Origin of the sequence: Peptoniphilus grossensis (genome assembly GCF_001940285.1) — a bacterium.
Classification (GTDB): domain Bacteria; phylum Bacillota; class Clostridia; order Tissierellales; family Peptoniphilaceae; genus Peptoniphilus_A; species Peptoniphilus_A faecalis.
In genome coordinates this window covers 854,091-868,323 of the sequence record NZ_MJIH01000001.1, presented here as the reverse complement: position 1 = coordinate 868,323, position 14,233 = coordinate 854,091, and the positions used below count along the sequence as shown (strand labels likewise).

The window sequence follows — 14,233 nt, the reverse complement described above, 5'->3', positions numbered from 1 at the left end:
TTTAATTTAAAAGCCCTTTTCTATTATTTATGTAAAAAGTAATAAATAATAGAAAATACTACAAAGATTAACCCTTCTTTTAATCAGTTCCAAAAATATATTAAAAAATAAACACCCAAAAAATTTCTTAAAACTTACAATTAGATTATAAAAGATGTTGTAAAAAATAAAAGTAAATTATCTTATTAAATTTATGTATTACAAAATATACTAAATATTAAATTTTAATTAATTTTGAATATAAATGGGTATTTAATTAAAAAGAACATTAATCACAACTACAAACAGGAGGTAACAATGGCAGAAAATAAGAAAAAGTTAGACCCTACTGAAAAAAATATGGCAGGAGATCCCATTCCAAGTAGAAATCAAAATGTAAGTGACGATCCCACAATGAGACGTGCTGGTGGACAAGTAGTCGACAATGACGAAGATTCCATGACAGCAGGCATGAATGGGCATCTTTCAGTTCAAGATTTATGGCTTTTTGAAAAACAAGCACATTTTAATAGAGAAGTAATTCCTGAAAGAAGAATGCACGCCAAGGGTTGGGGTGCTTGGGGAGAATTTACTGTAACTCACGACATTACAAAATATACTAAAGCAAAAATTTTTAGCAAAATTGGAAATAAATGCAAAGTATTTTCAAGAATGTCGACTGTAGCAGGGGAACGTGGAGCAGCTGATGCTGAAAGAGATATTCGTGGTTTTGCTATAAGATTTTATACTGAAGAGGGAAATTGGGATGTTGTAGGAAATAATACTCCAGTATTTTTCTTTAGAGATCCAATGAAGTTTATCGACTTAAACCACGCAGTAAAGAGAGATCCAAAATCTCATTTAAGAAGTCCAAACACAAATTTCGACTATTGGTCATCTCTTCCTGAATCATTACTTCAAACTACAATTATAAATAGTGATAGAGGAATCCCATCTTCCTTTAGATATATGCACGGATTTGGATCGCACACTTATTCTATGTATAACGAAAAAGGCACAAGAGTTTGGGTTAAGTTTCACTTTAGAAGTCAACAAGGTATCCAAAACTATACAGATCAAGAAGCTGAAATGGTAAATGGAAAGGACAGAGAATCTTCTGGACGTGATTTATATGAAGCAATTGAAAATGGAAATTTTCCAAAGTGGAAAATGTATATTCAAGTTATGACTGAAGAACAAGCTAAAAATCATCCAACAAATCCTTTTGACCTTACAAAAATGTGGCTAAAGGAAGATTATCCACTTATTCCAGTTGGAGAATATGTGTTAAACAAATATCCTGATAACTTCTTTCAAGATGTTGAACAAGTTGCTTTTTCACCAGCAAATATAGTTCCGGGAATTGCGCTTTCACCAGATAGAGTTCTTCAAGCGAGGGCATTTTTCTATTCTGATGCACAGAGATATAGACTTGGCGTAAATCATCACCAAATTCCTGTAAATTCTCCACTTGGAGTAGAACATCCCCACGATTTTCACAGAGATGGTCAAATGAGAGTAGACGGCAATAAGGGAGCGGAACTTCATTACAGACCTAATTCTTATGGAGCATGGCAAGATGATCCTTCACTTGAAATTCCACACGATGAAGGTGGAGAAACTAAGAGATACGATTATAGAGCTGACGACAGCGATTATTTCACTCAACCAGGTATGCTATTTAATAGAATGACTGATGAACAAAAATTAGTTTTATTCGAAAACACTGCCAGAAATATGGGCGATTCAACTATGCAAATTAAGCATAGGTATATCAGAAATTGTTATGCAGCTGACCCAAAATATGGCAAAGGAGTTGCAGAGGCTCTTGGAATTGACATCGACACAGTTGACCTTGAAATTAAGGCACCAAAATCTCGTGAAGAGTGGGAAAAATTAAATGCAAGGGACAAGGAACTTAACTACCCTACTAAACCGGCAGAGCCAGAGTCTGCAAAGAATCTTCCGCCAGAAGGAAGAGATACAAATGCAAAAGATCCCAAGACTTTAATTGATTGGGAAAGTGATCCTTATCTACTTTAATAAAGAACAATAATTTTAATGCTGCTTAGTAAAGACTTTGCAGCATTTTTTTATTTGGCTGCGGGATTTTAGTTAAATAAAGAATTCTTAATCTTTTAAAAAGCCATCAAATAGTGTAAAATAATTATAAGGAGTTTTGTCGTGGAATATTGGGATGTATATAATAAAAAGGGAAAATGGAAGAGGCGTGCCATAAGAAAGGGCGAGCGGCTAAAAAACAATGAATACCATATTATTGTTGAAGGTTGGATTTTAAGAGATGATGGTAATTTTATAATTCAAAGAAGAGCTCTTGAGAAAAAATCCTTTTCGGGAATGTGGTACTGCTCTGCAGGTGGTTCAGTTATTTCAGGGGAAACGCCAAAGGAAGGCATGGTTCGGGAGTTTAAGGAGGAACTTGGCATCGACATAGATGTTGATGAGCTTCGTTTAAAGAGGATCATAATAGATAAAAATACGATTTTTTATATTTTTCTAGTACACAAGAACATTTCCCTAGATGACATTACCCTTCAAGCTGAAGAGGTAATGGACGTTGATATTGCGGATCCAATAAAGATAAAGAAAATGGTTGAAGACAAAACTTTTATAGGACTGGATTACTACGAAAAATTTTTCGGAGGTATTTTTAAATAATCGTCTCAATTGAGGCGTTTTTTTATAGGAGGATTTATGAAACTATACAATACTTTAACTAGAAAAAAAGAAGATTTTGTTCCAATTAAAGAGGGCGAAGTTGGAATATATACTTGTGGTCCAACTGTATATAATTTTATTCACGTGGGCAATGCTAGACCCCTTGTTGTATTTGATACTTTGAGAAGACATTTTGAGTATAAAGGTTTAAAGGTAAAATTTGTTGTTAATTTTACAGATATTGACGATAAAATTATAAATAAGGCAAAGGACGAAGGTGTAACAGTTTCTGACATTTCAGAAAGATATATAAAAGAATTTAAAAAAGATGCAAAGGGACTTCACCTTTACGATTATGAAACACTAAATCCAAGGGCAACAGAACATATAAATGAAATCATTGCTTTTATTAAAACTTTAATAGACAAGAAAGCTGCCTATGTATCCAATGGCGATGTTTACTTTGACATAAGTTATGCCAAGGATTATGGCAAGCTTTCAAAGAAAAATATTGAAGATTTAATTTCTGGACACAGAGTCGACATCAACGACAACAAAAAAAATCCAATGGACTTTGCACTTTGGAAAAATAAAAAGGAGGGGGAACCTTTCTGGGAAGCACCTTGGGGTGAAGGTAGACCTGGTTGGCATATTGAATGTTCAGTAATGGCAAAAACACTTATTGGCGACAATATTGACATTCATACTGGAGGTGAAGATTTACAATTTCCTCACCATGAAAATGAAATTGCACAATCAGAAACTTGCAATGGAGTACCCTTTGCAAATTATTGGCTGCACAATGGCATGATCACAGTTGATAACGAAAAAATGTCTAAATCCAAGGGCAATTTCTTTACAGTAAGGGAAATTGCAGAGGAATTTGACCTAGAGGTTTTGAGATTTTTCCTTTTGACAACTCAATATCGTTCGCCAATTAATTTTTCAAGAGAAGTTATGGAACAAACAAAAAATTCAAGCAAGAGACTTTACAATGCAAAGTATAAACTTGAAGATGCAATTGAAAAGTCAAGTGTAGAAAAAATTTCGGCAGAGGAAGAAAAATTATATAAATCCTTTGACAGACATGTTGAAAAGTTTGAAAATGCAATGGATGATGATTTAAATACAGCTGATGCTATTACTGCAATTTTCGACTTGGTAAAGGACATTAACTTAAATCTTGATGAAAATAATTCTAAAGAAATGTTAGAAAAAACTTTAGAACTTTTGAAGAAGCTTACAAGAGTTTTGGGAATTATGGAAGGTGAGAGAGAAGAAATTTCTGAGGACATCGAAAATCTAATTAAAGAGAGAAATGATGCGAGAAAGAATAAAGATTTTGCTAAATCCGATGAAATTAGAGATAAGTTAAAGAAAATGGGAATTGAAATAGAAGATACGAGAAGTGGAACAACTTGGAAGAGAATTTAAGTTTTTTAGAGGTTAAAAATTATACAGAGGGCGAAGTTAGAGAGCTTAGTCCCCTTGCACTTGCATATATTGGCGATGCTTGTTTTGAAATTTTAGTTAGAAGTGAAATACTAGATGCTCGTAAAAATCCAAATAAACTCCACAGAGAAAGCATTAAATTTGTCCGTGCAAAATCACAGAGAGAACTTTTTAAAAATATAGAAGACAAACTTACAGAAGAAGAAATGAAAATCTTTAAAAGAGGGAGAAATGCTAAATCTCATACAATTCCTAAAAATGCTGACCCAATAGATTATAGGATAGCAACAGGAGTTGAAGCGCTTTTTGGATATCTCTATCTTTTAAAGAAATACGAAAGAATTAGGGAAATATTTAAGGAGATGACTAAATGAAGGTAAAAATTATTTCGCACACAATGGACCCAGATAAGACCATTGCTGCAGCAGCAAAACTTTGCTATTCAAGAGTTGGAGTTGAAGAAATTACAGAAAATTTGACAGAAGAATCTACGGAAAAATTTTTAAATAGACTTATGTCTTTTTCTCACCTTTCGCCACTTGAACATGTCAGCTTTACCTTTGCAATTGAAGGTGTTTCTAGGACACTTACCCATCAACTTGTAAGACATAGAATTGCATCCTATTCACAACAATCACAAAGATATGTAAAACTCGATAGCTTTGAATACATTATTCCGCCACAAATCGAAAAAAATAAAGAGGCAAAAAAAATTTTCATAGAAGCAATGAAAAGAGACCAAGAAGATTACGATAAATTAGTAGAAATTCTCGTAAACGAAAATGCAAAACCTCTTATAGAAAAGGGAATGGATGAAGAAAAGGCAAAAAAATCTGTGGAAAAAATGTCTATTGAAGATGCGAGATATGTATTTCCAAATGCTTGTGAGACAAAAATTGTTGTAACGATGAATGTGAGAACACTTCAACACTTCTTTGCAGTTAGATGTTGCGAAAGAGCTCAGTGGGAAATAAGAGAACTTGCCACAGAGATGTTAAGAGAGGTAAAGGAAGTTGCACCCCTTTTATTTAAAGACGAGGGACCAGCATGTGTTACAGGTCCATGCCCAGAAGGCAAAATGACTTGCGGCAAAGCAACAGAAATTAGAGAGAAGTTTAAGAATTTAAAATGAAATATATTTATGGAAGAGGCCCCGTTATTGAGGCTTTAAAAAATGAAGAAGTAGAAAAAGTTTATATTGGTAAAAATGCCACTGGTTCCATAAAAAAAATTATTGGAATGGCAAGAGATTTAAAAGTTCCCACAGTTACAAGTGATAATGAAAAATTGGAAGAACTTGCTGGCACAAAAAATCACCAAGCAGTTGTGGCTCTAGTAAGTGATTTTGAATACATTGAACTGGAAGAACTTATAAATAAACTTGAAGGCAAAGAAAATGCGAAAATTTTTATTTTAGATAAAATTGAAGACCCTCACAATTTTGGTGCAATTGCAAGGAGCTCAAACTTTTTTGGAGTAGATGCAATTATTTTTCCAAATAGAAGGGCATCCACAGTTAACGACACAGTGGTAAAGGCATCGGCTGGAGCAATTTACGACATAGATGTCTCAAAGGTTACAAATATTTCTCAAGCTATAGAAAAATTAAAGGACGCAGGGTTTTGGATTTACGCAACAGACCTAGAAGGTGAAGACATAAGAAGTTGCGATTTCTCGGGCAAAGTTGCCATAATTATAGGAAACGAAGGCAAGGGAGTTTCCAAAAATGTTTTAAAAAATTCTGATAAAATTATCACCATTCCAAATTTTTCTGATTTCGATTCCTTAAACGCATCAGTTGCAGCGGCAATTGTAATGTACGAAATGTTTAGATAATAAAAATGAAAAGGCAGGCAAACAGGTACAAAAGGGATGTAAATTATCTCTTTGTAGATGGATACAATATTATAAATTCCTGGCAAAATTTAATAAAATTAAAAAATATTTCTCTAGAAGATGCGAGAAAGGAATTAATAGATGTAATGATTGAATTTTCTCATAGCACGAAGGAACATATAATATTAGTTTTTGATGCTTACTTGGTGAAAAAATCAGGAGGCAAGACTTATCACAGAGATGGAATTGACATTATTTTTACTAAAGAATTTGAGACGGCGGATCATTACATCGAAAGACAGCTTGACGAAATAGGAAAGCTCACTAATGTGCGTGTTGCCACAAGCGACAATGTGGAGCAGCAAATTATTTTATCTCGTGGTGGCACTAGAATTTCTGCAAGAGAACTTGAAGCTGAAGTTGAAAACTCAAAAAACAAAATTATTCACGTTGCAAAAAAATTAAAGGAAGAAAAAGTCAGTGCTCTTGACGAAGAGATTATCCATCAGCTTAAAGAATTTAAAAGAGATATATCTAATGAAAATAATTAGGAGGTCTTAAATGAAATGTAAAAATTGCGGGAAAGAAAATGCAGAGGATGCCTCATTTTGCATGGAATGTGGACACGACTTGCGGGAAGATTTAGATTTTTCAAGAACTCAAAAAATAAAAAGAGATTATGACTATGAAGATGAAGAAAAAATTGTAAATAATAATTCCATTAATGATAATTCCATGGGCTTAAAAGAGAAGGGAATAGTTTTCGTCTTTGTGGTAATTGGACTTATTGCCTTTTCTCTAATATTTAATTTTGGATTTGGAAAATATAAAATTAAACAATTGGAAAATTCTGCAAGGGCGAATTTAGAAGCAAAAAATTACAAAGAGGCAAGAGAAAAATACAGTCAACTCTACGAAAAGTCTTCAGATAAAAAATATTTAGATGAAATAAATAAAATAGACAAGAGCATGGAATCCAAAGATTTAATAAACAAGGCAAATCAAAAATTTGAAGGGAGGAATTACGAATCCTCACTTGCTTATTTAAAGGATTTTGAAAGTGATGACGAGGAGCTAAAGTCAAAGAAGGACGCACTTGTTGAAAAGAATTATTCTGCAATTAAATCTGAAATTGCACAATTAGTAGCAAATAATAATTTTAGCGGCGCAATTAATAGATTAAATTCTTATATAGCAGTTGATCCCGAAAATGGTGAATTTAAAAGAATGCTTGAAGATGTAAATTCACAAAAGGAAAACAGCGACAAAAAAGATGAGGACAATAGTGAAATTTTAAAAGAAAAGGCGAGAGCTGATGAATTGGAAGCACAAATTGTAAGATTAAAAAGAGTAGAAGCATCAAGTTTAATCGACACTTACCAATTTGTAACTGCGGGAAAGGCCAATGTAAGAAGTGGACCGGGCTTTGATTATGGAATTGAATTTACTCTTTACAAGGGCGACTCTGTTTACGTATACGACACTAGGAGAGCAAATGGCAGAACTTGGTGCAATATTGGAAATGGATGGATTAGTTATAGGACATTGAATGGCGAAATAAAATAAAATTTTAAGACAGTTTACTTTGAATTATTATCGAAGAGCTGTCTTTTTTTGCAAAAAATTAATACTTTTTATTATTTAAAACTTTAAAAATTTTAAACTAGAAAGAAAAGTGTGAACAGTAGATACAAAATTTAAAGTGTGAAAATTCAAATAGTTTGCCGATTAATATGAAATATAAAAATTAAAAAATAAATCTTAATATAATTAAATTAAAAATATACTCAAATTGATTTAATTTTTCAATTAGATATGGTATAATTAATTGAGAAATTGATAATCAAATTCAAATATTGAAAAGTATTTATAAAAGTAGGTAGGTGTTAAGATGCTTAGTTTAATAATGGCGCCTCTAAATATAAATTTTAAAGTTTTTAAAGTTAAAAGTTTAAGAAATAGTGACGTAACTGAATCGCACCTTGCAAATCTTGGGTTTGTTAAAGGGGCGATTATAAAAGTTATAAGCGAGAATGATGGCAATTTAATAGTTTCTATTAAAGATGCAAGGGTTGCAATTGGTAAAGACATTGCAAAAAAAATTTTAGTAGAGGAGATGTAGAATTGCAAACATTAAAAGATGCAGTTGTTGGTAGATATTATATTGTAAAAAAAATAAATGGTTCTGGGCCTTTAAAAAGAAGAATAATGGACATGGGCATTACAAAAAATTCGAAAATCTACATAAGGAAGGTGGCACCTCTTGGCGATCCGGTTCAAATTAATATTAGAAATTATGAACTTAGCATAAGGCGTGCAGATGCTGAGTTAATTTTAATTGAAGAAATAGAAAAGGAGGAGATCTAATTGGCTATAACTATTGCACTTGCCGGGAATCCCAATAGTGGTAAGTCTACTTTATTCAACAATTTAACTGGTTCAAACCAATACGTTGGAAACTGGCCTGGAGTAACTGTTGAAAAAAAGACTGGTAAGTATAAAAAAGACAAGGAAGTACATTTTACAGATTTGCCGGGTATTTATTCTCTTTCTCCTTATACTTTGGAAGAAGTTGTATCAAGAGATTACCTTGTAAATGAAAGACCTGATGTAATAATTGACGTTGTAGATGGTACAAATATTGAAAGAAATTTATTTTTGGCTACACAACTTGTAGAACTTGGCATTCCAGTTGTAATTGCACTTAACATGATGGATGTAGTTAGAAAAAACAATGACTTCATCGACATTAAGAAATTAGAGAAAAACTTTGGATGCAAGGTTGTTGAGATTTCTGCACTAAAAAATGAAAACATTGAAAAATTAATTGAGACGGCAAAGGGAGCTGTTAATTCAAACACAAATTGTTGCTATGAATTTAACAGTGAAATAGAAAAATATATTACAGAAATAGAAAACTTTAGCGTTATAAAAGACAATCCTGCAAAGAGATGGCTTGCCGTTAAATTTTTTGAACAAGATGAAAAAATCTTAAAGGAATTTCCTCTCTATGGAAAAGAAATTAGAAGATTAAATGAGATTATAGAAGAAGCTGAAGAAAAATACGACGACGATGGCGAAGGCATAATCACAGATGAAAGGTATAATTTTGTATCAGAAGTTACAAAAGATTCTGTTAAAAAAGGTAGAAAGGGAATGACCACTTCTGACAAAATCGACAGAGTTGTTACAAATAGATTTTTGGCAATTCCAATTTTCGTTGGAGTTATTACCCTAGTTTATATTTTAGCAATAAATTATGTTGGAGGACCAGTTACTGATTGGGTCAATGATACTTTCTTTGGAGAAATAATTGGAGAAAACTTTAGGGGATTTTTAGAAAATGCTGGCACATCACCTGTATTGACATCATTATTAGTTGATGGAATCATAGGAGGAGTTGGAGCAGTATTAGGATTTTTACCAGTAATCGCTGTACTATTTTTATTTATAGCAATTTTAGAAGACATTGGTTATATGGCAAGAATAGCCTTTATACTAGATAGAATTTTCAGAAAATTTGGTTTATCCGGTAAATCCTTTATTCCAATTTTAATGGGAACTGGTTGTTCAGTACCTGCAATTATGGGAACTAGAACTATTGAGTCAGACAATGACAGAAGAATGACTATTATGACTGCATCCTTTATGCCATGTGGTGCAAAGCTTGATATAATTGCAATGTTTGCGGCTTTCTTAGGTGGCAGCTGGTGGTATGCACCTATATGGTACTTTGGTGGAATTATTGCAGTAGTAGTATCAGGAATAATTTTAAAGAAGACAAAATATTTTTCAGGAGATCCTGCTCCTTTTGTAATGGAGCTTCCTGAATATCACATGCCAAGTGCTCACAATGTTTTTAAAGCAACTTGGAATAGATGTAAGGCCTTCGTAGTAAAAGCTGGAACAATTATCCTTCTTGCAACAGTTGTAATTTGGGTACTAAAGAGTATATCAGTTACAGGACAATTTGTGGACTTTGAATCAGATGCAAAGGACTCAATTCTAGCAGCAATAGGTAGAGCCATTGCACCAATATTTGCGCCTCTTGGTTTTGGAAATTGGATTGCAAGTGTTGCTACAATTCTTGGACTTGTTGCAAAGGAAGTTGTCGTTGGAACTTATGGAGTCTTAGCAGGAATTGGAGAAGTAGGAGCAGAGGATAGCGGCATGATATCACTTGTAGCTTCACAATTTTCCGTTGCATCAGCTTTTGCCTTTGTATTTTTCAATCAACTTACAGTTCCTTGCTTTGCAGCCATGGGAGCAATAAAAGAAGAAATGGGATCTAAAAAATGGTTTGGATTTGCTGTAGGGTATCAAATTGTATTTTCTTACACAATTGCTTTTATGATTTATCAATTTGGAAGATTGTTAGAAGGAGGATCCTTTAATATAATGACAGGAATTGCAGTACTTGTTTTATTGGTATATATCTATCTTTTGTTTAGAAAAGATAGATCAAAATTACAAGGTGAAGAATTTAAAAAGAAAAGGGACAAGGTGGTAAAGTATGAATCCAATTAATGTTGTAGTTGCCCTTGTAATAATTTTAGCAATTGTCTTTGCTGCAAAAAGGGTAATAAGTAAAAAAGGTGGATGCGATTGTGGATGCAATTCATGTCACAGTGCATGTTCATTAGGTGAAAAGAAAAAATAAATTTTAAGAATACCTCTTAGCAGGTATTCTTTTTTTGTGGTTTTTTTAATTAAAATCTTTCCTAATTAAAATCTTTCCTTAAATAAATTTTAAATTTGTAATAAAAATTTAGCTTTTTATAAATTCCTTATTACAAATTTTAAAACAAGGAAAATTAGAATAAAAAATATATTTTAATAGAAAATTATTTTTCGAATCATTGGAAAAAATTTATAAATAATGATTTTCACTATATAAAAATTTTATTCATCATATGAAATGTGAAACTTTAGTGAAATTTGTAAATCTAAAGCAAATCCCTTGAATTAGAATTTCAAAGTAATATAATGAGAAATGCACAAGGTAATGAAAAGAGTGGTGATATTTTTGAAAGAAAGTATAGATAGTATTTTAGCAATAGATAAAAAAACTAGAGAACTTGTCGACAGCACTGAAAAAGAAATTGAAAATATTAAAAAAGACTTGAGAGAAAAGTTAACTGATATTGAAAATGAATCAATAGAAAGGGCGAAGGCTATTGGAAAAGAAAAAAGTGATGAAATTTTAGCTGATTTTGAAAAAAAAGCTGAAGATTTAAAAAAAGAAAATGAAAAGAATTTAGAGAGAATTGAAGAATTTTACAGTGAAAATTCCGATAAACTCATTCAAAATGCCTTTGAAATGGTGATTGGAAGTAAATCAAATGTTTGATGGTTTAAAGGCTTTAAATGCTAAAATCTCAAAAATGTATTCAGAATTTTTAGCCTATGAGGATTTTGAAAAAATGGCAGATGGTGACAATGTTAGATTCTGCCTTTCCTATTTAAAAGAAAAAAAATTTCCTAATATAGATTCTTTTTCGGATATTTATGAAATTGAAGTCTTTTTGGAAGAGTACAGAAGAAGTGAAATTGCAAAACTTCGTGGATTTTTGCCGCTGAGATATGCAGATTTTTTGAAGGCCTACTTGGAGAGAATAAATATTGAAAAGATCGTCAAGATTTTGAGGTCTTTGAGGATGAATAAAGAACCAAAGGTTGATAAACTTGTTATTTTAGGTAAAAAAATCAACTTTAAAGAGGAAACCTTTGAATCTTTTATAGACAATTTAAAGGACACACATTATTATGAGTATCTAAAAAACTATAAGTCATCTAAGGACGAAGATGCTCTTTTTTCTATTGAGATGAATTTAGAAAAATTTTATTACAGAAATTTAACTGAGACAACAAAATCTTTTTCCAAAGAGGATGTAGAAGAGTTTAAAAAAATTTTTGGCGTAAAAATTGATTTGCTCAATATTATTTGGATTTATAGAGCAAAGAAATATTATAATATTTCACCTGAAGAAATTTTCAACTTCACTATTTTTGGTGGAAATTATAATTCAGAAAAACTTCTTAAACTTTCTTATTTAGATGAAAGGGAATTTGAAGAAGAAATAAGAAATTCAAAATATGGAGCCCTTTTTGCACAGGGAAGAGTTATTGTTACTGGTAGAACTGCTAAAAAGATTATGTATTCTATTGTAAGGAAAAATTTTAGAAGGACCGATGGTATAGGTAAGTTTATGAGTTTTTTGGTTCTTTTAGATTATGAAATTGCCAATATCGAAAGAATTCTTGAAGGCACTAGATTTGGTCTTAATAAAAAGGAAAAGTTAAAATACATGATTGTTGATAGAGAGGGAAGTGAAGAAATTGGCCGTTGAAAAAATGAAGGTCGCTAATATCATTGGCAATATTAGTGATATGGATTCAGTTGTCCTAGACATTTTGAATTTAAAATGTATGCAATTTATGTCCACTGAAGCGAATATAGCAGAAAATAAATTCACCTTTAGTTTGGACAATGAAGAAAACTTAGAGAGAAATCTTGAACTTAATTATATTTCTCCTATTGAAGAAGATCAATCCCATAAATCCACAGCTAAGAAAGCCACTGAAATTATGGATTTCTTAGGCTTTGACAAGATTGATGAGTCTTACTTTGAAAAGGTAAATGTAAAGGAAGACATAGATTCTTTCGTAAAAAACATCAGTGATAAAATCAATGAGTACGAAAAGACTAAGGAAAATTTAAAAATACTTGATACTTTAAAAGAGAATTATGAATTATTTAAAAATGTTGATATTGACTTAAAAGACATTGCAGATTTAAAATATTTCAACTCTAGATTTGGTTTCTTGGACAAAGATGCTAGACAAAGATTAAAGAAAAACTATGGCAATATCCTTGCCATGATTTATCACACAGGTACTGTGGATAATCGTGAACTTTTCCTTGTAATCTATCCAAGGGAAGCTGAAAAAGATGTCGATAGACTGCTAAATAGCTTAAACTTTACAGAAGTGGAACTTCTTGGTGAAAATGTAGAGGGTACTGCAAACTTAATTTATAAGAACCTTGAAGAAGAAGAGGAAAATGTAAAGAGAAAGATTTTTGAAATAGAAGAGTATAAAAAAAATCTTTTGGAAAGTAGAAATGAGGAGTTAAAGACTACCCTCGCTCACATGCTTAGCTATGAAGGAATTGAAAAAGCTAAGAGATATATGCTTAAATCAAACAAGTACTTCTATCTTTCAGGCTGGATTGGTGACTCTGATAAGAGCAAATTAGAAAAAAAATTATCCAAATATAGAGACATTGATATTAAGTATTTCGACCCAAAAAGCGAAAACATGAAGACACCGACAAAGTTAAAAAATGCAAATTTTTTCAAGCCCTTTGAGCTATTAATAAATATGTACGGAACGCCGAATTATGGCGAATTTGATCCAACTGTAATTTTTGGAATTACCTACATGATTCTTTTTGGAGCAATGTTTGGCGACTTGGGTCAAGGGGCTGTATTTGCAATTGCCGGACTAATATTAAGAAAGAAGAACAAGGATTTTGGCGGACTTCTTCTTAGAATGGGTGCATCCTCAATGTTTTTTGGTTTGATGTATGGATCAGTTTTTGGAAGTGAAGAAATCATTCAGGCAATGTGGTTTAGACCCTTTGAGAATATAAACGACACTCTTGTAATTGCAATATATTTTGGCATTATTCTACTTGCCATAGCTTATGGTATAGGTATTTACAATAGATTAAAAAGTGGAAAACCTGATGAAGCCTTTTTCTCTAAAGAAGGTTTTTTGGGAGTTCTAATTTTTGTAGCGATGATTAATATTGGAATGAATGTAATGGGAGCAAAATCACTTATACCTATGAATATTTCTTTAGGAATATTGGTGATAAGTCTAATAATCATGCTACTAAAAAGGCCTATTCTTAAAATTTTATTTAATAAAGAGGCAGAGGGTTCTGCCGCAGATTATTATATTGAGTCCTCCTTTGGACTATTAGAGGCTTTATTATCTACCATGAGTTCAATTATTTCTTTTATAAGAGTTGGTGCCTTTGCCATAAACCACGTTGGTTTGTTCTTGGCATTTAAGACCCTTGGAGAAATGGTTGGTTCAAGTGGAGGAAATATTGCAGTTTTAATTTTTGGAAATATTTTGATTTTGGGACTAGAAGGTCTAATTGTATTTATTCAATCTCTAAGACTTGAGTATTATGAAATGTTTAGCAAGTATTATAGTGGTGACGGCGTACTTTTTGAAGCCGATAGAATTTATTAAAGAGGAAGAGGAGTTTAAA

15 protein-coding genes are annotated in these 14,233 nt (G+C 32.0%); all 15 read left to right on the top strand.

Going from position 1 to position 14,233, the window contains the following annotated elements:
* The first annotated feature begins 297 nt into the window (after positions 1-297).
* A complete protein-coding gene (locus BIV18_RS04325) occupies positions 298-2,022 on the top strand; it encodes a catalase (RefSeq protein ID WP_083635525.1) in 1,725 nt (574 codons plus the stop codon).
* A 141-nt stretch (positions 2,023-2,163) separates the two neighbouring features.
* Positions 2,164-2,658: an NUDIX hydrolase gene (locus tag BIV18_RS04320; RefSeq protein WP_075659453.1), complete on the top strand. Its 495-nt coding sequence runs from the start codon at positions 2,164-2,166 to the stop codon at positions 2,656-2,658.
* A gap of 36 nt (positions 2,659-2,694) precedes the next feature.
* Positions 2,695-4,092, top strand: coding sequence for a cysteine--tRNA ligase (gene cysS / locus BIV18_RS04315; protein WP_075659452.1), 1,398 nt, complete (start codon positions 2,695-2,697; stop codon positions 4,090-4,092).
* The gene (locus BIV18_RS04310; RefSeq protein WP_075659451.1) at positions 4,077-4,484 is read left to right on the top strand and encodes a Mini-ribonuclease 3; all 408 of its coding nucleotides are present in this window, start codon (positions 4,077-4,079) and stop codon (positions 4,482-4,484) included. The genes cysS and BIV18_RS04310 overlap by 16 nt, the downstream gene beginning before the upstream one ends.
* A complete protein-coding gene (gene thyX / locus BIV18_RS04305) occupies positions 4,481-5,242 on the top strand; it encodes an FAD-dependent thymidylate synthase (protein WP_075659450.1) in 762 nt (253 codons plus the stop codon). The genes BIV18_RS04310 and thyX overlap by 4 nt, the downstream gene beginning before the upstream one ends.
* Positions 5,239-5,946 carry a 23S rRNA (guanosine(2251)-2'-O)-methyltransferase RlmB gene (gene rlmB, locus BIV18_RS04300; protein ID WP_075659449.1) on the top strand — a complete coding sequence of 236 codons (708 nt, stop codon included), beginning with the start codon at positions 5,239-5,241 and terminating at the stop codon, positions 5,944-5,946. The genes thyX and rlmB overlap by 4 nt, the downstream gene beginning before the upstream one ends.
* A 5-nt stretch (positions 5,947-5,951) precedes the next feature.
* A complete protein-coding gene (locus tag BIV18_RS04295; RefSeq protein ID WP_075659448.1) occupies positions 5,952-6,497 on the top strand; it encodes an NYN domain-containing protein in 546 nt (181 codons plus the stop codon).
* 10 nt (positions 6,498-6,507) lie between these two features.
* Positions 6,508-7,512 carry a zinc-ribbon domain-containing protein gene (locus BIV18_RS04290; protein WP_075659447.1) on the top strand — a complete coding sequence of 335 codons (1,005 nt, stop codon included), beginning with the start codon at positions 6,508-6,510 and terminating at the stop codon, positions 7,510-7,512.
* Between the two features lie 325 nt (positions 7,513-7,837).
* Entirely contained in the window at positions 7,838-8,068 is a 231-nt protein-coding gene (locus BIV18_RS04285; protein WP_075659446.1) for a FeoA family protein, read from the top strand.
* A 2-nt stretch (positions 8,069-8,070) separates the two neighbouring features.
* A complete protein-coding gene (locus BIV18_RS04280) occupies positions 8,071-8,313 on the top strand; it encodes a FeoA family protein (RefSeq protein WP_075659445.1) in 243 nt (80 codons plus the stop codon).
* On the top strand, positions 8,314-10,473 hold the full coding sequence (feoB, locus tag BIV18_RS04275) for a ferrous iron transport protein B (protein WP_075659444.1): 2,160 nt from the start codon (positions 8,314-8,316) through the stop codon (positions 10,471-10,473).
* Positions 10,460-10,606, top strand: a complete 147-nt coding sequence (locus BIV18_RS04270) for a FeoB-associated Cys-rich membrane protein (protein WP_075659443.1) — start codon at positions 10,460-10,462, stop codon at positions 10,604-10,606. The genes feoB and BIV18_RS04270 overlap by 14 nt, the downstream gene beginning before the upstream one ends.
* 366 nt (positions 10,607-10,972) lie before the next feature.
* Entirely contained in the window at positions 10,973-11,296 is a 324-nt protein-coding gene (locus BIV18_RS04265; RefSeq protein ID WP_075659442.1) for a hypothetical protein, read from the top strand.
* Complete coding sequence (locus BIV18_RS04260) at positions 11,289-12,296, top strand: V0D/AC39 family V-type ATPase subunit (RefSeq protein ID WP_075659441.1); 1,008 nt, start codon at positions 11,289-11,291, stop codon at positions 12,294-12,296. The genes BIV18_RS04265 and BIV18_RS04260 overlap by 8 nt, the downstream gene beginning before the upstream one ends.
* Positions 12,277-14,214 (top strand): V-type ATP synthase subunit I, encoded by a 1,938-nt coding sequence (locus tag BIV18_RS04255; protein WP_178385768.1) that lies wholly within the window; start codon positions 12,277-12,279, stop codon positions 14,212-14,214. The genes BIV18_RS04260 and BIV18_RS04255 overlap by 20 nt, the downstream gene beginning before the upstream one ends.
* The last annotated feature ends 19 nt before the right edge of the window (positions 14,215-14,233 follow it).